The following is a 21,604-nucleotide window of genomic DNA, read 5'->3' as shown; positions in this document are numbered from 1 at the left end:
GGTTTTGCTTCATTTTGCGCCGGAAAATAACCCCGTGCCAGCCCGGAGCGCAACATGAGCCTTTCCCCTTCCGTCGAGACCACCGAGACCCCAAAAACAACATATGACCGTGTCATGTTGAAGATTTCCGGCGAGGCGCTGATGGGAGATCAGGGATTCGGACTGCATCCGCCCACCGTTCAGCGCATCGCGCAAGAGGTCAAATCGGTTCATGATCTTGGTGTTGAGATTTGCATGGTCATCGGTGGTGGCAATATCTTCCGTGGTCTGTCTGGTTCGGCGCAGGGGATGGAGCGTACGACAGCCGACTACATGGGTATGCTGGCGACTGTCATGAACGCGCTGGCGATGCAATCCGCTCTGGAGGGGGTAGGGGTCTTTACACGTGTAATTTCGGCCATTCGGATGGATGAGGTGTGCGAGCCCTACATTCGCCGCCGTGCTGTTCGTCACCTTGAGAAAAAGCGGGTTTGCATCTTTGCCGCAGGAACCGGGAACCCCTATTTCACCACCGATACCGCTGCGACTCTGCGCGCTAACGAAATGGCGTGTCAGGCGATCTTCATGGGCAAGAACGGTGTGGATGGCGTTTATGACAAAGACCCCAAGGTACACTCGGATGCAGTGCGCTATGATCAGGTTTCCTATGACGATGTTTTGGCCAAGCGGCTGCGCGTGATGGACGCATCGGCCATTGCATTGGCGCGCGACAACAATCTGCCACTGATCGTTTTCGGTCTGGATGAACCCGGCGGGTTCCGCGGCATCCTGGCGGGCGAGGGGACTTATACCAAAGTTCAGGGCTAATGCTGATTTGAGCAACACTGAGCCGGGCATCTCTGCCCGGCATTTTCCTACCTAAAAGAAACTAAGCCCCGCGTGGGCCAATGACTTCGTCAGTGCACGCATTGCGTGGCGGCAAAAAATACCATTAACGCAATCACTTGACCCAACCTTCTACCTCTGGCTATCTGGCCGGGTCTGCTGGTGGTGATGGGGCCATCATGGGGGCTGCCGTCGATCCTTACCCGTTCCAAGGACCTGCGGCTGGGCTGGAAGACCTGCCTTGTTTTCGGGGATGTCCGGACTTTGCGCGGGCAACGACCCGGACTGTAGTGCATGATAAGGGAGAGAGATGCGATGGGCGCTCTTGATATTGAATTCGTTCGGGCACAGTTCCCGGCCTTTTCGGAACCCAGCCTTCAGGGACAGGCCTTTTTTGAGAATGCAGGTGGATCCTATACCTGCAAACCTGTGCTTGATCGGTTGAGCCGGTTCTACACCCAGCGAAAGGTTCAGCCCTACGCGCCCTATGAGGCGAGCCGTGCGGGTGGCGTGGAAATGGACGAAGCACGAGCGCGACTTGCCGCGATATTAGGGGTGGAAACAGATGAGCTGAGCTTTGGCCCTTCGACGACGCAGAACACCTATGTACTGGCTCAGGCATTCCGGCAGTGGATGCAGCCGGGCGAAGCGATTGTCGTGACCAATCAGGACCACGAAGCAAACTCGGGGCCCTGGCGGCGATTGGCCGATGAGGGGATCGAAATTCGGGAATGGAAGATTGATCCGGAGAGTGGGTCTTTGAACCCGCAAGATTTGGAGAATTTGCTGGACGAGAAAGTGCGGCTGGTGTGCTTTCCGCATTGCTCGAATGTCGTTGGGGAAATCAACCCGGTCACCGAAATCACCGCGATCGCCCATGCTGCGGGTGCTTTTGCCTGTGTCGACGGGGTTTCTTACGCACCGCACGGGTTCCCCAATGTCGGTGATCTGGGCCCAGATATCTATCTGTTTTCCGCCTACAAAACCTATGGCCCGCATCAGGGTTGCATGGTTATTCGACGAGCTCTGGGTGAATTGCTGCCCAACCAAGCGCATTATTTTAACGGCGACACTCTTTTCAAGCGGTTCACACCTGCCGGGCCTGACCATGCTCAGATCGCGGCCAGCGCAGGCATGGCGGACTATGTGGACCTGCTTTGTGCCCATCATGGAGGACCGGAAGCAGGAGCTTCGGCAAGGGGGTCCTTTGTGCATGATCTGATGCGGGAACACGAGGTCGCTTTATTGCAACCTCTACTGGACGCGGTCAAAGACCGGAACGCTCTGCGCCTGATCGGACCGTCTGATGCCAGTCGGCGCGCACCGACGGTAGCGTTAAGTCTGAATAAGAAGGCCGAGCCTGTTGCTGCCGAGCTTTCCAAACAGGGTATCATGGCGGGTGGCGGTGATTTCTACGCACATCGCCCGTTGCAAGCGATGGGCGTTGACGCAGAACAAGGGGTCTTGCGCCTTAGCTTTACACACTACACCAGTCGACAGGAAATTGATCAGCTTTTGGAGGCGCTTGACCGCGTTTTGTGATCCAGTTTCTGCGGCGCTTCGTAGTTCGAAGAAAACATGGGGCGGACATGGATTTTGATCATTCTCCGATCATTTTGTGGTTCAGGCGCGATCTTCGGTTAGGAGATCATCCGGCGCTGAGCGCGGCGGTGCAATCAGGTCGACCCATCGTGCCCGTATTTGTTCTCGATCATCAGGTTCAGACTTTGGGTGCCGCGCCGAAATGGCGCCTTGGTCTGGGCCTTGACGCTTTTGCCGGCAGGCTTGAGCAGCTTGGCAGCAAGTTGATACTGCGCCAGGGTCAAGCACTGGATGTTCTTTGTGAACTGGTCAGAGAAACTGGGGCAGGCTCCGTATTCTGGACGCGGGCTTATGATCCAGAGGCGATCAACAGGGATACCCAGATCAAGGCTGCTTTGACCGAACAGGGTATCCAGGCACAGTCATTTGCTGGCCAACTTCTGTTTGAGCCTTGGACGATCGCCACCAAAACCGGCCAGCCGTTTCGGGTCTTCACTCCGATGTGGCGATCAGTGCAGGGGCGCGAAGTCTCTTTGCCCGAGCCCGCGCCCACGCGGCTTATGACGCCGAAAACCTGGCCTGCGTCCGATCAATTGTCTGATTGGCGTCTGGATCGGGATATGCAGCGCGGGGCCGCAGTGGTCCGCCCGTTTGTCCACCCGGGTGAAAATGCGGCGCTGGACCATTTGGATGCGTTTCTGGAACGTATGGATCAGTATCGCGAACAGCGGGATCAACTGGATCAATCTGGAACCTCTGATCTTTCAGAATACCTTGCACTGGGCGAGATCGGGCCGCGTACAATCTGGCATCGGGTGCAAATCGCCGACCAAACCGGGGCGCATGGTGGTGAAGGCTATCTGCGTCAGCTTGTGTGGCGTGAGTTCGCCTATCACTTAATGTACCACTGGCCGCATCTTCTGAGTGCCAATTGGAAGCCTGAATGGGACGCATTCCCTTGGAATACTGATCCCGACACGCCCGAAGTGCGCGCGTGGCGCCAGGCAAGAACCGGAATTCCGCTTGTCGATGCAGGTCTAAGACAAATGTATGTCACCGGACGCATGCACAATCGGGCTCGGATGATTGTCGCGAGTTATCTGACAAAGCATCTGATGACGCATTGGAAAATCGGCGCAGACTGGTTCGGGGATTGCCTGATCGACTGGGACCCAGCTGCAAATGCGATGGGATGGCAATGGGTGGCCGGTTGCGGCCCTGATGCCGCACCGTATTTCCGTATCTTCAATCCCGACACACAGCGCGAGCGGTTTGATCCAAACTCAGGTTATGTGCGTCGCTGGATTGCCGAGGGCCAATCCGAGCCGCCATCGACCGCGCTAGCCTATTTTGATGCCGTGCCGCGATCATGGGGGCTTTCTCCTGACCAGATGTATCCCGCACCGGTGGTGGGGCTGAAGGAAGGCCGCGCCCGTGCGTTGGGCGCGTATAATGCCGGAAAAGACCAGTAAGGAACTGAAAACTTGCCAGAAACCGAATCCCGCCCTAGCTTTGACCCGCAACCGCAGAGGGGAGAGCGGATGTTCCTGACGAGCACCGAAGGGCAGGAAAACCTGCCGAGATATTTTACACAAGTCTTCAAGATGCTGAAGAGGATGGAGCGCGGCCGACTTGACATCGCGCTGCCCGACGGACGCATTTTCCGCGCGGATGCGCCTAAACCTGGTCCGGTGGCGCATGTGGATATTCACGACCCCGACGTCTTTGCCCGGTTGGTGCGTGAGGGAGAGCTGGGATTCTCTGACGGCTACCTTGAAGGCGATTGGAGCACACCGGATCTGCGCAGTTTCATGGACCTCGTGCATCTGGGAACTGAGACGGTCTACGATGATTTTACCGGACAGTTTCTTGTGCGAGCCTATGAAAGACTGCGGTTCTGGTTGCATCGTAACAACCGGTCGCAGGCGAAAAAGAACATCTCGTATCACTATGATCTCGGCAATGACTTCTATGGCCTGTGGCTGGATGACACGATGACCTATTCCAGTGCCATATTTGAAACGGGTCAGGAAAGCCTCGAAAAGGCGCAAACTGCGAAATACGCCAGCCTGGTGGATGAAATGGGGGCCAAACCGGGGGATCATATCCTTGAGATCGGGTGCGGCTGGGGCGGGTTCGCCGAATATGCCGCGAAAGAGCGTGGGCTGCGCGTCACCGGGCTGACCATTAGCCAAGAGCAGTTGAAGTTTGCTAGAGAGCGAATTGAAAAAGCAGGGCTTTCTGATCTGGTGGAGTTCAAACTACAGGACTACCGCGATGAGCAGGGTCAATATGATGGAATTGCCTCGATCGAGATGTTCGAGGCGGTCGGTCAGAAATATTGGCCCGCATATTTCAACACGGTCCGTGATCGGTTGAAGCCGGGTGCCCATGCCACTTTGCAGATCATCACGGTCGCGGATCATCGTTGGGATATTTACAAGAACGGCGTTGATTTCATTCAGAAATACATCTTTCCCGGCGGGATGTTGCCAGCACCGTCGATCCTTAGAGATCAGATCGATCAGGCGGGGTTGACCGTTGTACGCTCAAAAGAGTTTGGCAAAAGCTACGATCTGACCCTGCGGCGCTGGTACGAGACCTTCAATGCCAAGTGGGATCAGATATCGGAGATGGGGTTTGATGAGCGTTTTCGCCGCATGTGGAATTATTATTTGACCGCATGTGGCGCAGCCTTTGACACCGGTAATTGTGATGTGACACAGATCACGATAGCCAAACCCAGTTGAAGAACGGAAAAATCGGATGCCTACAGCCTCACGTCTCACCGCCGCGTTGTGTCTGCTGGTGATCGCGTTCCTTGTGTCGGGCATGATCATCGACAACGGGGAAGAGGGTAAAGACTATGGTTATTTCACCTACGTGAACATAATCCTGGGTTGGATCTGCGGCTGGGTCGTCATGGGTAAACGTGCTGGCCGTGGCTGGACCGCGGCCGTCAACAACGGTTTGACCGGTGTTGCGGCGCTGGTGTTCTGGGGGCTGTTCGTTCAGGGCACCTACGAGATGTTCAGTCAGGCGATGCGCCATCGGTTTGGTGGTCCGTTTGAGGCTCTGCTTGCCATCTTTCAGATCGGGATTGGCTATGGTGAACAGCTTCTGGCACCGGAAATCCTGCTTACGCTGGGTTTTGGTGCTGTTCTCAGCGGGATACTTACCGAAATTGCCTTTCGCCGCTGGCGTTAAATCTGATCTGCCAATTTGGGGCCTCTGCTTTGTCCAATCTGTTTTTCTATGGCACTTTGCGCCATGTCTCTTTGCTGGAACTCGTCATGGGTCGCAGCGCAGGCGATTTATCGGCGATGCAGGCTGTTTTGCCGGATCACGCCGTATACGCGGTTCAAGATCAACCCTTTCCAATGATTGTCACCGAAAAGGGCAGTAAGGCCAGTGGCGTTCTGGTGCAGGGCCTAGGTGACGTTGAGCGTAGTCGATTGGCCTTCTATGAAGGCGGTTTCGAATATGAACTGCGCCAGGAGACAATCGTGACTGAGTATGGAAAAGAACATCAGGCCTTGGTGTTCTTTCCGGATACTGACATTTGGAAAAAAGGCGCACCGTGGGATCTTGAAACCTGGATCAGGGATTGGGGTGCGCTTTCGGTATTCGCAGCAGACGAGGTGATGGCCCATTACGGAAGAGTCGATGCCTCGGACATCGTGCGCAGCTTTCCAGCCATAAGAACACGCGCCTGGGCCAGATTAGCAGCAAGACAACGTGGAACGGGGGATGAGCGGAGCGTTGCGGATGACGTGATCGTTCAGTACCGCAGGCGCGCCTATGTCAACTATTTTGGGATGGATGAAATTGAACTGCAGCATCGTAAGAATAACGGCGAGATGAGTCCGGTGCTGCATCGCAATGGATTGATGCAAGGGTCCGCAGTGGTCGTCCTGCCTTATGATCCGGTGCGCGATACGGTGTTGCTGGTAGAGCAATTCCGCGCGCCCGTGTTCCTGATCGACGACCCCGAGCCGTGGATGTGGGAGCCTGTGGCTGGCATGATCGACCCGGGCGAAACACCTCAGCAGGCGGCCACCCGCGAGGCCATGGAAGAAGCGCAGATTTCACTATACCAACTGGAATATGCAGGTGGTGCCTATTCATCCAGCGGATCGTCAACAGAATATGTTTATCTCTATGTCGGTCTTGGGGATCTGACTAGTACGGTTGAAAGCGGTGGCCTCGCTTCCGAAGGTGAGGATATCCGCAGCAGAATTCTGCCGTTTGATGAATTCATGAGCATGGTAGATGCTCATGTTTTCAAGGATCTGCCGCTTCTAACTCTTGCTTATTGGTTGGCGCGGAACCGCGATCGACTGCGCGCTAAGTGATCCCTGCTTGTGATCGCGTCAGGGCACCTGTAAATCTGCTGCAATACCATATGACAAGAGGATGCCATGCGCATTGCACGAGACCTTGCCGACGCCGTCGGTAAAACACCTTTGATCCGGCTGCGTCGCGTCAGCGAAGAAACGGGATGCGAGATCCTCGGCAAGGCCGAATTCATGAACCCGGGTCAGTCCGTCAAAGACCGTGCTGCGTTGTTTATCATCCGCGATGCGATTTCGCGCGGTGATCTGAAACCCGGCGGCACGATTGTTGAGGGCACGGCCGGGAATACCGGCATCGGTCTGGCGCTGGTTGGTGCCTCGATGGGGTTCAAGACGGTGATCGTCATTCCCGAAACCCAATCTGAAGAGAAAAAGGATATGCTCCGCCTGGCGGGCGCTCAGCTTGTGCAGGTGCCTGCGGCGCCGTACCGTAATCCCAACAACTTTGTGCATTATTCGCGCCGACTGGCCGAACAATTGGCTCAAACCGAACCAAATGGCGCGATTTGGGCCAATCAGTTCGACAATGTCGCCAACCGTCAGGCACATGTGGAAACCACTGGTCCCGAAATCTGGGAGCAGACCGGCGGTAAAGTCGATGGCTTCATCTGTGCCGTTGGATCGGGTGGTACTCTGGCCGGGGTGGCCGAAGCGTTGCAGCCCAAGGGTGTCAAGATCGGTTTGGCTGATCCGATGGGGGCGGGGCTCTATTCCTTCTACACCACTGGTGAGATCGCGATGGAGGGAGGTTCTATCGCAGAAGGTATCGGACAGGTGCGGATTACCAAGAACCTCGAAGGGTTCACACCTGACCATTCCTGGCAGATTACCGATAGCGAAGCGCTGCCCTATATCTTCGATCTGCTGCGCGAAGAGGGTCTGGTGATGGGCGGGTCAACCGCGATCAACATTGCCGGTGCCGTCCGTTTGGCGAAAGAACTGGGGCCAGGGCACACCATTGTTACGATTTTGTGTGACTACGGCACCCGCTATCAATCCAAACTGTTCAATCCTGAATTCCTGCGTGAAAAGGAACTTCCCGTGCCCGATTGGATGACCGAAGCGCCGCGCAGTATTCCTGGCGTGTTTGAGGACGTGTGATGCTGCGACAGGTCCGCCTGTGTCTGGTTCTGGTGCTATTCTGCTTGATTGGTTTGGGCGGGATCGCCTCTGCCCAACTTACTGACCGGCAGAGCGAATATTATCAGGGCTGGGTCAGCACGGCGGACCGGGCGGAATCTGTTATTCGCGCGAACCGTGCATCCAACGCAGCATTAGAGAATTTGCGTTCGGAAATAAATGAGTATCGCGAAGACTTTAACAAAGCCCGAGGTGCCAACACCGATCGTATTCAGACGCTGGAAAGCCAACTCAAGGCGCTTGGCCCAAAGCCGGCTGAAGGGGAAAGCGAGGCCGAAGACATTGCCAAGCTGCGTGCGCAACTCGAAACACAACTGAACAGTTTGCGTGTTCCCCGCATCATCTCGGAAGAGGCTTTCAGTCGCGCGAATGGGCTGATCAGCGAAATTGATCGGATAGTCCGAGACCGACAAAAGAAAGAGATGCTGAAACGCGGGCCGTCGCCGCTCAACCCCGTCTATTGGGGACCAGCTTGGGTCGACATCAAAGAGGCGATGCACAGCCTTATTAACGAAACCATCGAAAACTTGCGCTCTGATGTGGTGCGCGAACAAATCCGCGAGCGCGGTCTTGGCATTCTCGTGCTGTTGGTTGTTTCAGCAGTTCTATTGCTGTTTGGGCGCAAATGGTCCGAGAAAGGCGGCGAATATCTCCGCTCGCTAGGAGGTAGCGGCAGCGGGGTCTGGACCTTTATTGTCTCGCTGTTGCGCATTCTATTGCCTTGGTTGGGCGTGTTGGCGTTGGTCACCGCTGTCGTGCTAACTGGCGTGCTGGGCCTGCGCGGTACACTTTTGTTCCAGCAAATCCCCTATTGGGCCGCGATTATCTTCTATTTTGATTGGATCGGCCGGCAGGTCTATCTGATGGGAGCGGCGCAGAACTTCCAAAGACTGTCCGCAGGCAAAATCAGAGAATTGCGGGTTTATATCGACCTGTTGGCGGTCATGCTTATTCTGCACGAGCTGGCGCAATTGTTCGAGCAGATCGAGAATATCTCGGACGCGACCCGTGCCGTTGTTGGCTTCCCGATCGTTGTGGTATCGGCCCTTCTTTTGCTGCGTGTGCGTCAGGTCCGCCAATCAGAGCCTCAGCAAGAACAGACGGACCAGGAAGCTACCCGCCGTGGCGCAGGGTTCAGCCAATTGGTCGAGTTCTTGCGGCGCGCCTTGTTCATGCTTGGGATTGCGACTCCAATCTTGGGGGCCTTCGGATACATCAACGCTGCCGAAGCTATCGTATTTCCTGCCATCAAAACGCTGGTTCTGATTGCAGCACTGGTGATCGTGCAGCGATTTATCGGTACAGTGTATGGCTGGCTTTCGGGGCAGGGCGACGCCGCGCGCGATTCACTGTTTTCGGTTCTGGTCGGGTTCGCGCTTGCCATTCTGGCGTTGCCGATATTAGCGCTTTACTGGGGCGCACGCCAGACGGATCTGCTTGAAGCTTGGTCGCGATTGTTGCTGGGGTTCGATATTGGCGGGGTTACGATTTCACCCAGTAACTTCCTGACGTTCGTTGCCATTTTCGCCATTGGATATACGCTGACCCGTTTGCTGCAAAGCGGGCTGCGCAATTCACTGCTGCCGAAGACCAGCATTGATCCCGGCGGGCAGAATGCCATCGTGTCGGGTACCGGATATGTCGGAATTTTTCTAGCTGCACTGATCGCTATCATGGTTGCCGGTTTTGACCTGTCCTCGCTTGCGATCGTGGCGGGTGCTTTGTCGGTCGGCATCGGTTTCGGTCTTCAGACCATTGTATCGAACTTTGTCTCAGGGATCATCCTGCTGGTTGAGCGTCCTATCTCCAAAGGTGACTGGATCGATGTGAACGGGATGATGGGATATGTGCGCGATATCTCAGTCCGGTCGACGCGGATCGAGACGTTCGACCGGACGGATGTGATCGTTCCAAACTCGGACCTGATCAGTGGGGTGGTTACGAATTACACCCGGGGCAATACGATTGGCCGAGTGATCGTGCCTGTAGGCGTCGCCTATGGTACCGATACCCGCAAGGTCGAAACTATTCTGGGCGAGATCGCAAACGGGCACCCGATGGTTCTGGCCAATCCCGCGCCCAGCGTAGTGTTCCAGGGCTTCGGTGCAGACTCGTTGGATTTCGAAATCCGCGCGATCCTGCGGGATGTGAATTGGGTGCTGTCTGTCAAATCCGACATGAACCACGAGATCAATCGCCGGTTCGTTGAGGAAGGCATCGAGATCCCGTTCGCGCAGCGTGACCTGTGGCTCCGTAACCCTGAGGTACTGACGGGTCAGTCCGATCCGTCCAATGATGCTTCTGCCGTGGATGACGACCTATCACCCCAAGCGCCATCGACAAAACCAGTGGACATGACAGCAGACGATCTGGACGCGGCAGGGGATCAGGACGGCGAGGGCGACAACCACTGAGCGTGATGCGATCGGCATTTTCCCGCAAATGGTTATCGGACTGTTTCATTTTGATGTAGTCTGAAGTCATTTGCAGGAGGAATTTTGATGGTCACATTTTCACACAGCCTCGCGCGTATTGCCGTCTGGAATCTGGCCGGCTTCAATCCAGTAAACACAAGTCTGGGTATTCCAGCCAGCAGTGACCGGGTCACCCATCAAATCGAAGGGCTGGCCCTGCTGGACGCCGAACTGATCACTCTGGTCGAGGTCAGCCCCATCGAACATATCGATCGGCTGGCCTTGGGTCTGGCCGATAAGGGGCTGGACTATCAGGTCAAGATCCTGCCGCAGCCCAACGGCAATATCCATATCGGGTTTCTGCACAAACCGGGGGTCTCGGTGACAGGTTTGCAGCTGATCGACGGCTCGGAAGGTGACGATCCCGGCGGACGTCAGGCCCTGATCGCCGATGTCGAGGTCGGCAAATTCAAGGCCAAGCTGATCGCTGTGCATCTTAAATCCGGACGAGACCGGCCCGAGCAGCAGATACGTGACAGCCAATGCAGGATTATCGGAGACAAGATCGCCGAGATCCGCTCGACCCCCGGTCTGACACAGCGCACGATCCTTCTGATGGGTGATTTCAACATGATCCCCGGTCAGGACGTCAGCAATTTCCACCATCTTGGTGGGGATGACATGATGGACTTTGTTTCGTGCTGGGATCTGCAAGACCGATTTTCGCATATTCTGGATAGGGGTCGCGCCAATTTACTGGACGGTTTTGCCGTATCACGCACTTATTCCACCGATTATGTCCGCGGCAGCTTGCGACTGTTTCCAATGCACTGGACCATGAATATGGGGCGCGAGGCGTTCAAGGATGAGGTGTCGGATCATCTGCCATTTGTTGCCAGCTTTCGTATTTTTTGACCGGTCCATTTTTGCGAATGGGGCCTTGCGCTCGGTTCAGAAATTCGCATAAGTCACCTCTACCGGAGAGGTGGCCGAGTGGTCGAAGGCGCACGCCTGGAAAGTGTGTAGGCGGGAAACCGTCTCCAGGGTTCGAATCCCTGTCTCTCCGCCATATACCCCATGAAATCCGAGATGCCTTGCGGTCTATGCGAGACTGTTTTGTGCACGGCTTTCAATGTGAAGTGTCGTGCACAATGCACCGGATTGATGAGATTTGACTCAATCTGACAACAAGGCGATGACTTGATCGGTTTCGGGTCTTTGTCGCGATGCCACCGGCACTTGAACCGCTAGAGCACGCCCTGTCGGGCAGGATAGCGCGTGGGCCGTTACGAGTGCACCAGATTTCAATGGCTCTTCGAGTAAGCATAGGTGCCCCATTAGCACGCCAGCTGCGGCCTTGGCCTCTTCCACGGCAAGGCTGTAAAGCGAAAACTGCGGGCCAGTTTTGACATCTGGGACCTCACAACCTGTGCTTCGCGACCATGTGGACCAATCGCTGCTCCACGTCTGATCGTGCAACAAGGGAGTGCCTTGAAACCCGTTGTTGTCGGTCACCCGATCCAGCAGAGCAGGGGCGCAAACCGGTTGGGTTTCATCCTCGCACAGCACAATTTGGTCAGGTGCTTCGTCCAAGGTCGCGAAGAAGATCGCCAAATCGAACATCTCACGCGACAGGCTGGGTGGTGTTTCCAGCGCCGTGACCGAAAAATTGATATGCGGAAAACACTCTCTGATCCGGCGCAATCGTATGGGCAACCAGAGTTGGGCAACAGCAGGCAAGGCGGCGATGTGAAAATCGGCATTTGGCTTGAGGTTCCGCAAGGCCCGAGCGGCATCGCCCATCTGATCAAAGGCTGTGGTGAAGACAGCGACAAGTGATTGACCTTGGGGCGTCAGTTCAACCCCTTGCGCGTTGCGGCGGAACAGCGGCGCACCTGCCCAACCCTCCAATGCCTTTACATGTTGTGAGATCGCACCCGGAGAAACGTTCAGCTCTTCCGCCGCCGCGACAAAGCTGACATGCCGCGCCGCGGCCTCGAACGCCCTCATTGCATTCAGCGGAGGTCCCTTGGGGCGTTTGGGGGCGACACTCATCGATCTAGCCTTAGTTTTTCTACGCCAAGAAATAACAATTCTGCTTTGCGGTGTCACGCGAAAGCCGCCAAACTGCGAAAAACAGGAGGATGTCAGATGACACTTGTACAAAGAGACTGGGTGCCTGCCGCAAGCGAAACCCTGATTCAGGATATCGCGACCAAGGCCGCATCGTTGTCGTCTGGCGATTTACTGGCCCGGATCGAGAATCTGGCAGAGGAAAACCGGCGCATTCACGAAAAAGAGTGCTTCAATCTCAACCCGGCGACAAATGTCATGAACCCAAGGGCCGAGGTACTTTTGTCGTCAGGCATCGGGTCCAGACCATCGCTGGGATATCCCGGTGACAAATATGAAATGGGGTTGGAGGCGATCGAAGAGATCGAAGTCATCGCAGCAGAGTTGTGTGCCGATGTTTTCGACGCGCAATTCGCCGAGGTTCGCGTGCCTTCGGGCGCAATTGCCAACCTCTATGGTTTTATGGCGACCTGCAAACCCGGTGATGCGATAATCGCTCCGCCAGCATCGATTGGTGGCCATGTGACTCATCATTTGGCGGGGTGTGCGGGGCTGTTTGGTCTGCGCTCTATTGAGGCCCCCGTCAATGCGGATGGGTATACCGTTGATCTGGAACGCTTGAGGGCATTGGCGAAGACCGAATGCCCCAAGCTAATCACGATAGGCGGCAGTCTGAACCTGTTTGAGCATCCTGTGGCCGAGGTGCGTGCCATAGCAGATGAAATTGGCGCAAAGGTCATGTTCGACGCCGCCCATCAGTGCGGCATCATCGCAGGGCGTGCGTGGTGCAACCCGCTGAAGGAGGGTGCGCATTTCATGACCATGAGTACCTACAAAAGCCTGGGCGGACCGGCCGGGGGTCTGATTGTGTCGAACGATGCAGAAATCGCCAAGGCGCTGGATGCAATTGCTTTCCCCGGTATGACAGCCAACTTTGATGCCGCAAAAACGGCTGCACTTGCCGTCACCATGCTGGATTGGAAAGAGTTCGGCTCAGCCTATGCAGATGAGATGATTGCGATGTCCAAAGCACTTGCTGCCGCGTTGGATGCGCAAGGTGTTCCGGTCTTCGCGGGTGGAGAGGGTTTCACCAATTCGCATCAATTCGCGGTACTGGCAGCGCCGTATGGTGGCGGTCAGACTGCCTCCAAACTGCTTCGTAAATCCGGGTTTCTGGCATGTGGCATCGGATTGCCAGTTGAGCCGGTGGAAGGCGACATGAATGGCCTACGGATCGGCACGCCCGAGCTGGTCCGGTGGGGTATGACAGCAGGAGATGCAGAGCGTCTGGCAGAACTGATCCGACGTGGCTTGAGCGGTGAATCCGTTCTATCCGAGGTATCTGGATGGCGCGGTGAGTTCGACAGGTTGCATTTTGTGATTTGAACCAGTTGCGGCCAATCAGGTCACAGGCCCTGATTGGCCGCTCGATCAGAAACGCGGTTTAGCCATTATCCGCTTCTTTCAGACCTTCGATCTGAAGGTCGAAACCTTCCTGAATGTGGCTGGTGAAAGTCTCCAGCGCTTCGGTGACATCACCCGTCGCAATCGCGTCAACAAGGGTCAGGTGGTTTCCGAGCGATTTGGAGATATCGACGTTTTCAATCGCCGAAAACAGATGGAACGCCATTGCTTTGCCCCAAATCATATCGAACATGTCGATCAGAAATTTGTTGCCCGCCTCAACCATGAAGGCACGGTGAATGCGCCGGTTTGCGATAAAGTAGTCTCGGGTCGTCGGCTGGCTCAGATCTTCTTCGCGACGAATGAGTTCGCGCAATCGATCAAGAACCTCTGGTTCAGCGTGTACCGCAAGTATGCGCGCGGCTTGACCTTCGATGGCTGCGCGTGCCTGGTATAGTTGCCGAACCTCGGTCTGGTCCATGCGCGCCAGTCGAAATCCGCCGCTGGCGGCCACTTCCAACACGCCTTCAGTCTCCAACCGCATGAGCGCTTCGCGTACAGGCGTCCTGCTGATGTTCAACTCGGCGGCCAACTTTTCCTGCACTAGCCGATCTTCACCGGTGATCTCGCGACTCATGATGGCTTCGACCAGTTGGTCATAGACCTCGTCCGCCAGGCGTCTGCGTTGTGTTTTGATTTGTTTCAGAGCCACTCGGAGCCTCTCTTTCTGTCCTTCATGAATTCTGTATTCAATAAAACAACTGCTGCCAAGGCGAATGGGGTTGCTATTGTTCGTGTACTGTATACAGTATACAAGAAAGAATGAACAGGGAGCTCTTCATGTGTGGAATTGCTGGTAGAATACTGGCCGCGCCCGGGAAGGTTGGGGCGGATCTTGTTGACCTGATGGATGCGCAGGAACATCGAGGCGCCGACAGCACTGGCTTCGCCGTTTATGGTTTGCCACGAGAAACGGGATACGTTCTACGCGGAATGGGATTCGACAAGTCTCAACAGGATGCGGATCTCTCCGCGTTTGAAACGATATTGCGTGAACACGGAAGCAGCTTTCTGTCTGACCCCCAAATCGTAACGGACCAAAGTCGTCACTATTGCTTTCGGATGGAAATTTCAGACCCAAGGAATCTTCAAGCCTGGGTCACGGACGCGGATGAGCTGACAGACCGCATTGAAGTTCAATCCTGCGGCCGCAGTCTTGAGATCATCAAGGATATTGGTGGTGCCGAAGCCGTGGCAGAAAAGCACGGCGTTCGCGATATGATAGGAACACATGGGCTGGGGCATGCGCGGCTTGCGACGGAAAGTTCGGTATTGCCTAACGCATCGCATCCGTTCTGGGCGCGCCCATTTTCGGATGTCGCGATCGTACATAACGGGCAGATCACCGATTACTTCACTTGGCGCGATAAGCTGACCCGAATGGGTTATCGGTTCTTGACTGAGAATGACAGCGAGTTGATTGCCGTCTGGGTCAGCGACCAGATGAAGGCGGGCCTGACCATGGAGCAGGCGCTAAAGAAGTCCATTACCTCTATCGATGGTGTGTTTACCTACATGATCGCAACGCCAAACGGGATTGGGTTTGCCAAAGACCGATTTGCAATGAAGCCTCTGGTCGTCGTCAACCGCAATGGCGATCTGGCGGCTGCGACCGAAGAACAAGCGGTCCGCCGGGTGATGACCGAGGAATGCGATGTGATCAACTACGACGGCCCGTCGCTGACCGGTATCTGGGGCGTCGGAAACCGGAGTTTGGCGGCATGAATGAGGTGGCTGCAAAGATGGATGAGATCGTCATCGAAGTCGGCAAGCGACATATCCGCGAGGTCAATCGTGAGATAATGGAAGCCTGCACAATGGGTCGGCCGATCCGCGTGGTAGATACGCTGTCTCGTCATAATTTGGGCGTGGGTCTGCCAGACAATGTGGATATCACATTTGAGGGCTCTGTGGGGTACTACTGCGGCGGCCTCAACACCGGGGCGAACATCACAATTGAGCGCAATTGTGGGTGGGCCGTTGGCGAAGGTATGGCCAAAGGGCACATCACTGTCGGTGGCTATGCCGGTATGTCCTGTGGTGCTGCGATGATCGGCGGCACGATCCATGTCAAAGGCGATGCGGGCCCAAGGGTCGGCGTTGCGATGAAAGGTGGAAACATCGTCGTCGAAGGAAAGATTGGCTATCAGTCCGGCTTCATGGCGCATTCCGGTCGGATCATAGCGCTTGGCGGAGCGGGGGAATCCTGTGCTGATGCGCTTTGGGAAGGTGAGGTCTGGGTAGCTGGCGAGGTCGACAGCCTGGGTGTGGATGTCGACGTGATCGAACCGACTGCTGAAGAAGTGGCCGAGGTCGATGCGATCCTCGACCCGCTCGGGCTTGTCGACAGTTCGCGAAATTGGCGCAAAATGGTTTCGGGCCAGCGTCTTTGGTATTTTGAAAGCAGGGACGCAAGCGCATGGCTCATGATCTGAGTAAACCTTACGAATATCCGTTCGACGTTGCCTCGGAAGAGGAAATCAGGTTCCGCGATGCGGGAGCGATCGACGGCCGCCCGGCTGGCGTTCCTTCGTCGTATGATGAAGGAGGTTCGACCCGCTGGACACCTGAGGCGATCTCGGAAGTTCACGCGCTGGCGCAGCTTGGGCGCTATCAGGTACGTGGATACAACACGTTCAACAAGCAATTGCCGACCTTCGATGATCTGACATTCGTTCCTGCAACGATGACCCGTCTGCCGCTGGAAGGCTATCGCGAGAATTGCGATACGACGACCGTACTGGGTGGAGGGCGCGGCCTTGTGGAGCGCCCGCTTGAATTGAAGATCCCGATCTACATCGCTTCAATGTCCTTTGGTGCTTTGTCGGCATCGGCCAAGGCATCGCTGGGTTATGGGGCCTCGAAAGTAGGAACCATGACTTGCACGGGTGAGGGTGGCATGCTGGAAGAGGAGCGCGAAGCCTCCCAACGCCTGCTCTATCAGATGTCACCCGCGCGGTATGGTGTGGATCTGGATCATCTGCGCCGCGCGGATGCCTTGGAACTTGTCGTGGGGCAGGGTGCGAAACCCGGAACCGGGGGTCTGCTGCTGGGCATGAAGGTCAGCCCGCGCGTCAGCCAGATGCGAACTTTGCCCGAAGGTGTGGATCAGCGATCTACGATCCGCCATCCCGATTTTCTCGGCGCTGATGATTTGGCAGTGAAGATTGAAGAATTGCGCATCGCCACCAACTATCAGGTGCCAATCTTCATCAAGATGGGTGCGACACGTCCCCGGTTTGACGTGGCAGTTGCTGCCAAAGCGGGTGCAGATGTTGTAGTAGTTGATGGTGCCGAAGGTGGCACCGGCGCGTCTCCGGAGCTATTGCTAAACCATACCGGAATCCCAACGATGAGCGCCATTCGCGCTGCGCGTGAAGCATTGGACGAATGCGGCATGACCGGCAAAGTCTCTCTGGTCGCTGCCGGTGGCATTCGGTCCGGTGTGGACGCCGCGAAGTGTCTGGCCCTCGGTGCTGACGCTGTGATGATCGGCAACGCGGCCATGGTTGCGCTAGGATGCAACAGTCCGCGCTATCTCGAAGATTACGCGGCGTTGGGAACCTCGCCGGGCGCCTGCCACCATTGCCACACTGGTCGTTGCCCGGTTGGCATTGCGACGCAGGATGAAGGTCTCGAAGCTCGTATGAACCCGAATGCCGGGGCGGAGCGCATTGCGCGCTATTTGACGGCCATGACCATGGAGATTACAGCGCTTGCGAAAGCCTGCGGAAAGTCCTCGGTACACAATCTGGAAACCGAAGACTTGCGTGCGCTTAGTTTTCAAGCGTCAGCTTTCACTGGGGTGAAAATGGCTGGAATTGACAGGGCTTTTGACTGGTGAAAATCGCAGTTCTTGAGTTGACTAGCCACCCGCTGCCATTGTTGGAGGGAATGCCGCGGACTTCACAGCAGATACAGGAGTGGATCGCCCCACACCTACCGGAAGCCGAGTTCGTAGTAGTCGGGGTTGTTGATGGAGAACCGCTCCCGGACGAGAGCGATTTCGACGGTGCTATAGTCGGCGGATCTGAATTTGGCGTTTATGATGACACGGATTGGATGCAGCCGCTACGTGCCTTCCTGGACCGTTGTCGAGAAATCCGAATTCCAGTCTTTGGTATCTGTTTCGGACATCAGATCATGGCTGACGTCTATGGTGGTCGGGCCGAGAAAGTCGAGGTAGGCAATGTCGTTGGTGCACGGCCCTTCAACTATGGCGGAGATAGCGTGGATGCATATGTCTGGCATCAGGATCAGGTAACAAGCATTCCGGACTCGGCTCGGGTGACCGGATCAGCGGGCCACTGTCCAGTTGGTGCACTGGATTATGATTTTCCTGCCCGCTCTGTTCAGTTTCATCCCGAATACAAGGCGCATCACTTGCGCGATCTGTTCACCAGAGGTCGAGAGGTGCTTTTGTCAGCTACGGAGGCGGATGATGGGATGTCCTCGATCAACGCGGCAAAGGTGCCGGACGATATTGCAGCGCTTCAAGCAGTAGAGCTTTTTCGCGGTGCATACGTCCCTGAACAATAAGCGTTTGAGCGAACGGCTCTTGATCCTAATCAAGTCCAGCCAGCCGCATTTTGTATACTGTATACGCAATCGGTTGGGAGATTTGGCAATGACGGGATACAAGGATTTCTTTGAGAGGATTGCGCGGATTGTGAATGCTCCACGCGAGGGAAGTATCAGCGATCTGGAGCTATCGGATCTCGGCCTTTCCCGCGCTGATTTGGCCATGTTGCGCTCTGGCGCGCCCAATGCGCGAGAGCGTATCCTTTCTATGGCAAGTCAGTTTGGTCTTAGCGAAGATGATCTCAATGCACATCCTGAGCTTAGCCTTGAGCTTGCAGAAAAATGTGGGCATTGCCGTCAGGCGAAAACCTGCCGCGATGCAATTCGATCAGGTAATCGCTTGCCCCAGGAGGAGTGCCCGAACTCAGGTTTTTATAGTGCTCTGTCGGACCTTTAACGCCCGCTTGGACTTTCTTTTGGGCTCAGTTTTCTTCGACCAGTGATCTTGAAACGATCAGCCGTTCCGAAATCCTTCATTCCAACACCGGCCGCAAACTCTGCAAAAACCGGCGCGTGTTTGAACAGATGTCCCGAGCAGCCTCCGGCGAACAGCACGTTTTCATGCTCGGGGTGCCAGTCGACAATAAAGTGCGTGTCAGGTGTCAGGATGATTTGGTTGAATTTGGAATCCACCACCCGCTCACCCTCAAGGCCCGGAAGACGATGACGGATATAGCTGCGAGTGCGTCCTAGCGTTTCCTGTCGGATTAGCCTTTCGTCATTGTCCAGATCGATCTTGTCCGGGATGACGACTGCCGCTTTTACCCCTGAACCCTCGGAGGAGGGCAGCCCGAATGAGCCCTGACCATGATCGATCCAGCAGGGCATTCGGCTCATATCGAACTCCTCGGACCCATCTGGCGTCGAGGTATAGAGGACATTCACACCAACCACCGTCGATATCGGCTTGATCGTCCTGGGGAACATGTCCGCCATCCAGGGGCCGGTTGAGACAATGATAAGATCAGCCTCAAGCGGCTTTCCATCCAGCATTGGGCGCTCTGATCCATCGGTGGTCACGCGACCGCGCTGTACGATCCCGCCCGCTCGACGAAACAGCTCAAGCCCGGTCAGGACGCAGCGATGCGCCATCAACATTCCGGCTTCGGGTTCGAACAGGGCGTATTCGATGTCAGGAACGCGAAACTGCGGAAATCGCGATTCGATGTCCTGCCGTCCGAACTTGTAGTAGGGCACACCAACGCGGTCGAAGGTTTCGGCTGTGGTGTTCTCCCAGTCGCAATGACCGCCTGTTGCAAGAATCAGCGCACCGCATTCATACATCAGGTTCTGGCCGCTCTCGGCTTGCAGTTCCAGCCAGCGCAGGCGGCTTTCGCGGGCCCAACGTGTATAGAACTCATCCCGCCCGGAAATCGCACGGATGACACGGTTGTAATCCGTTGAAGATGCACGGGAATGTCCCGGTTCCCAGCGATCTATCAAAGTCACTGCCTCAGCACGTCGTTGCAGTGTAAGCGCCGTCATGACGCCGACGATGCCGCCTCCGACAACGATGACCGAGTTCTTGGACATGATGCAGATTTTCCTTGTTTATCGATTGTCTTTGTGAATACTGTATACAGAATACAACAATTATAAAGCCAAAAAACAGGGAGAGCGCATCAATGAGTTCGGGATTTGATCTGCCCGAAGGTACCCACACCGTCATACTCGGTGTGGGTGACCTCAACGGCATCATGCGCGGCAAGCGCATTCCGGCCAGCCACTGGGACCACGTCTGCAAAAGCGGCAATGCGCTGTCGATTGCATTGATGGCGATCGATATGACGTGCGACGTCTGGGATACGCCTTATGTCAATTTCGACAACGGCTACCCCGATATGCACGTCTTCCCAATGACCCAGCCCGTCGCTGTGCCGTGGGAGCCAGGCGTCGCTGTTTGCTTTGGTCGGGCGGAAGGTATGGATCACAAGCCGGTTCCGATCGACCCTCGACAGGCGTTGGTGCGTCAAGTTGAACGGGCCCGCGAAATGGGGTTCGAGGTCAATGTCGGTACTGAACTTGAATTCTATCTACTGGATCCGGAGACCGGACAGCCGCGCGATAGCGGGATCCAGGTCTACGGTCTGGGCCGTGCTGCGCGGATGGAGCACATCGTTGGACCGATCCGTCAGCAGATCAACGAATGCGGTATCCCCATCGAACAATCGAACCCCGAATACGCTGCGGGTCAGATTGAGGTGAATATCCGTTACGGCGAAGCGCTCGCAGCGGCAGATCGTGTCGTCTTGTTTAAGTCGCTGATCCGCCAGCTGGGCATCGCCCACGGCTATCTGGCAACCTTCATGCCAAAACCGTTCTTCGATCAGTCCGGCAACGGCTTCCACACACACTACTCGCTTTGGAAAGACGGCAAGAACGTCTTTGCCGATAACGGCAAGATAAACGATACCGGCAAATCCTTCATCGCCGGGCTCCAACAACGCATGTGCGAAACGGCAATCTGTGGCAGTGGCACCGTCAGTGGTTATCGACGCCGTCAGCCTTATACTTTCTGCCCGATCAACACGAGCTGGGGTTATGACAACCGGACCGTTGGTATTCGGGTCATTGAAGGATCCGACAGCGCGGTGCGCGTAGAAAAACGTGACGCTGGTGCAGATGCCAATCCCTACCTTCTGCTGGCAGCCGAGATAGCAGCGGGGCTGGACGGGATCGAGCAGGGCCTGGCTCCGTCAGAACCGACAACTGGCAACGGCTACGAAGAAGGGATCGGCGATCCGATCCCGACCGACTTGCCAACGGCGATCGAACTGGCGCGAGGATCCGAATGGCTTCGCGATCTCATGGGCGAAATGCTGTGGGAGCTGGTATTGCAACAGGCCGAGCGCGAGCTTGAATTCTTCAATCAACAGGTCACTCCGGTTGAGTTGGACCGTTACCTGAGGACCTTCTGATGCATTTGGGCAAGGTCGCCGGGACCGTCACAGCCACGGCCAAAGACGCAAAACTGGTTGGTACGAAACTGCTGGTGACGGATTTGGTCGATAGCAAAGGCAAGGTGATCGAACCGGCGCGGGTCGCCGTCGACACCTGCGGTGCCGGGGTGGGGGATACGGTTCTGCTGGTCAACGGCTCGGCGGCGCGTATGGCCGCCGGTCTGTCCACCGCGCCCGTCGATCTGGCGATCATCTCGATTGTGGATCGCGTGTCCACGACCTGAACCAAGAACACCAAACATCTAAATTT

The 21,604-nt window shown here is 55.9% G+C and carries 20 protein-coding genes and 1 tRNA gene; 18 read left to right on the top strand and 3 right to left on the bottom strand.

Annotated features, from left to right (window positions below):
* The first annotated feature begins 54 nt into the window (after positions 1 to 54).
* The 10 genes from pyrH (at position 55) to ACR0AU_RS04330 (ending at position 11,345) form a co-directional block, all read left to right on the top strand.
* The gene (pyrH, locus tag ACR0AU_RS04375) at positions 55 to 807 is read left to right on the top strand and encodes a UMP kinase (protein ID WP_170405311.1); all 753 of its coding nucleotides are present in this window, start codon (positions 55 to 57) and stop codon (positions 805 to 807) included.
* Positions 808 to 1,140: 333 nt separating this feature from the next.
* Positions 1,141 to 2,367, top strand: coding sequence for an aminotransferase class V-fold PLP-dependent enzyme (locus ACR0AU_RS04370; RefSeq protein WP_480795324.1), 1,227 nt, complete (start codon positions 1,141 to 1,143; stop codon positions 2,365 to 2,367).
* 47 nt (positions 2,368 to 2,414) lie between these two features.
* Positions 2,415 to 3,839, top strand: a complete 1,425-nt coding sequence (locus ACR0AU_RS04365) for a cryptochrome/photolyase family protein (protein WP_480795323.1) — start codon at positions 2,415 to 2,417, stop codon at positions 3,837 to 3,839.
* A gap of 69 nt (positions 3,840 to 3,908) precedes the next feature.
* Positions 3,909 to 5,117 (top strand): SAM-dependent methyltransferase, encoded by a 1,209-nt coding sequence (locus tag ACR0AU_RS04360; RefSeq protein WP_170731997.1) that lies wholly within the window; start codon positions 3,909 to 3,911, stop codon positions 5,115 to 5,117.
* 16 nt (positions 5,118 to 5,133) lie between these two features.
* Entirely contained in the window at positions 5,134 to 5,574 is a 441-nt protein-coding gene (locus tag ACR0AU_RS04355) for a TrgA family protein (RefSeq protein WP_170421264.1), read from the top strand.
* A gap of 29 nt (positions 5,575 to 5,603) precedes the next feature.
* Entirely contained in the window at positions 5,604 to 6,722 is a 1,119-nt protein-coding gene (locus ACR0AU_RS04350; protein ID WP_480795322.1) for an NUDIX domain-containing protein, read from the top strand.
* 66 nt (positions 6,723 to 6,788) lie between these two features.
* Positions 6,789 to 7,823: a cysteine synthase A gene (locus tag ACR0AU_RS04345; RefSeq protein ID WP_170732000.1), complete on the top strand. Its 1,035-nt coding sequence runs from the start codon at positions 6,789 to 6,791 to the stop codon at positions 7,821 to 7,823.
* Positions 7,823 to 10,276: a DUF3772 domain-containing protein gene (locus ACR0AU_RS04340; RefSeq protein WP_480795321.1), complete on the top strand. Its 2,454-nt coding sequence runs from the start codon at positions 7,823 to 7,825 to the stop codon at positions 10,274 to 10,276. Before ACR0AU_RS04345 ends, ACR0AU_RS04340 begins: the two co-directional genes overlap by 1 nt.
* An 87-nt stretch (positions 10,277 to 10,363) precedes the next feature.
* Positions 10,364 to 11,191 (top strand): exonuclease/endonuclease/phosphatase family protein, encoded by an 828-nt coding sequence (locus ACR0AU_RS04335; protein ID WP_170645941.1) that lies wholly within the window; start codon positions 10,364 to 10,366, stop codon positions 11,189 to 11,191.
* A gap of 64 nt (positions 11,192 to 11,255) precedes the next feature.
* Positions 11,256 to 11,345, top strand: a tRNA-Ser gene (locus ACR0AU_RS04330).
* A 107-nt stretch (positions 11,346 to 11,452) separates the two neighbouring features.
* Here the strand turns inward: ACR0AU_RS04330 and ACR0AU_RS04325 are convergent.
* A complete protein-coding gene (locus tag ACR0AU_RS04325; protein WP_480795320.1) occupies positions 11,453 to 12,331 on the bottom strand; it encodes a LysR family transcriptional regulator in 879 nt (292 codons plus the stop codon).
* Positions 12,332 to 12,427: 96 nt separating this feature from the next.
* Here ACR0AU_RS04325 and ACR0AU_RS04320 point away from each other — a divergent pair, with 96 nt between their 5' ends.
* On the top strand, positions 12,428 to 13,735 hold the full coding sequence (locus ACR0AU_RS04320) for an aminotransferase class I/II-fold pyridoxal phosphate-dependent enzyme (protein ID WP_480590620.1): 1,308 nt from the start codon (positions 12,428 to 12,430) through the stop codon (positions 13,733 to 13,735).
* Between the two features lie 58 nt (positions 13,736 to 13,793).
* On the opposite strand, the gene ACR0AU_RS04315 is transcribed toward ACR0AU_RS04320, so the two are convergent.
* On the bottom strand, positions 13,794 to 14,465 hold the full coding sequence (locus tag ACR0AU_RS04315; RefSeq protein ID WP_170405336.1) for a GntR family transcriptional regulator: 672 nt from the start codon (positions 14,463 to 14,465) through the stop codon (positions 13,794 to 13,796).
* Between the two features lie 128 nt (positions 14,466 to 14,593).
* Here ACR0AU_RS04315 and ACR0AU_RS04310 point away from each other — a divergent pair, with 128 nt between their 5' ends.
* The 5 genes from ACR0AU_RS04310 to ACR0AU_RS04290 all read left to right on the top strand — a co-directional run bounded on the left by ACR0AU_RS04310 (position 14,594) and on the right by ACR0AU_RS04290 (position 18,791).
* Positions 14,594 to 15,538 (top strand): class II glutamine amidotransferase domain-containing protein, encoded by a 945-nt coding sequence (locus ACR0AU_RS04310; RefSeq protein WP_480795319.1) that lies wholly within the window; start codon positions 14,594 to 14,596, stop codon positions 15,536 to 15,538.
* Positions 15,535 to 16,248, top strand: a complete 714-nt coding sequence (locus tag ACR0AU_RS04305) for a GltB/FmdC/FwdC-like GXGXG domain-containing protein (RefSeq protein WP_170393282.1) — start codon at positions 15,535 to 15,537, stop codon at positions 16,246 to 16,248. The genes ACR0AU_RS04310 and ACR0AU_RS04305 overlap by 4 nt, the downstream gene beginning before the upstream one ends.
* Positions 16,233 to 17,657, top strand: a complete 1,425-nt coding sequence (locus tag ACR0AU_RS04300; protein WP_480795318.1) for an FMN-binding glutamate synthase family protein — start codon at positions 16,233 to 16,235, stop codon at positions 17,655 to 17,657. The genes ACR0AU_RS04305 and ACR0AU_RS04300 overlap by 16 nt, the downstream gene beginning before the upstream one ends.
* 50 nt (positions 17,658 to 17,707) lie before the next feature.
* Positions 17,708 to 18,352, top strand: a complete 645-nt coding sequence (locus ACR0AU_RS04295; protein WP_480795317.1) for a type 1 glutamine amidotransferase — start codon at positions 17,708 to 17,710, stop codon at positions 18,350 to 18,352.
* 88 nt (positions 18,353 to 18,440) lie between these two features.
* Entirely contained in the window at positions 18,441 to 18,791 is a 351-nt protein-coding gene (locus ACR0AU_RS04290) for a hypothetical protein (protein WP_170421281.1), read from the top strand.
* On the opposite strand, the gene ACR0AU_RS04285 is transcribed toward ACR0AU_RS04290, so the two are convergent.
* Positions 18,788 to 19,927 carry an FAD-dependent oxidoreductase gene (locus ACR0AU_RS04285; RefSeq protein WP_480795316.1) on the bottom strand — a complete coding sequence of 380 codons (1,140 nt, stop codon included), beginning with the start codon at positions 19,925 to 19,927 and terminating at the stop codon, positions 18,788 to 18,790. The genes ACR0AU_RS04290 and ACR0AU_RS04285 overlap by 4 nt on opposite strands.
* A 92-nt stretch (positions 19,928 to 20,019) precedes the next feature.
* Between ACR0AU_RS04285 and ACR0AU_RS04280 the strand changes: the two genes are divergently transcribed.
* The gene (locus tag ACR0AU_RS04280; protein ID WP_480795315.1) at positions 20,020 to 21,312 is read left to right on the top strand and encodes a glutamine synthetase family protein; all 1,293 of its coding nucleotides are present in this window, start codon (positions 20,020 to 20,022) and stop codon (positions 21,310 to 21,312) included.
* Complete coding sequence (locus ACR0AU_RS04275) at positions 21,312 to 21,578, top strand: EutN/CcmL family microcompartment protein (RefSeq protein WP_480795314.1); 267 nt, start codon at positions 21,312 to 21,314, stop codon at positions 21,576 to 21,578. The genes ACR0AU_RS04280 and ACR0AU_RS04275 overlap by 1 nt, the downstream gene beginning before the upstream one ends.
* Positions 21,579 to 21,604 lie beyond the last annotated feature (26 nt).

Source organism: Ruegeria sp. CG1 (genome assembly GCF_056537265.1).
This window is presented reverse-complemented; position numbering and strand designations above follow the sequence as displayed.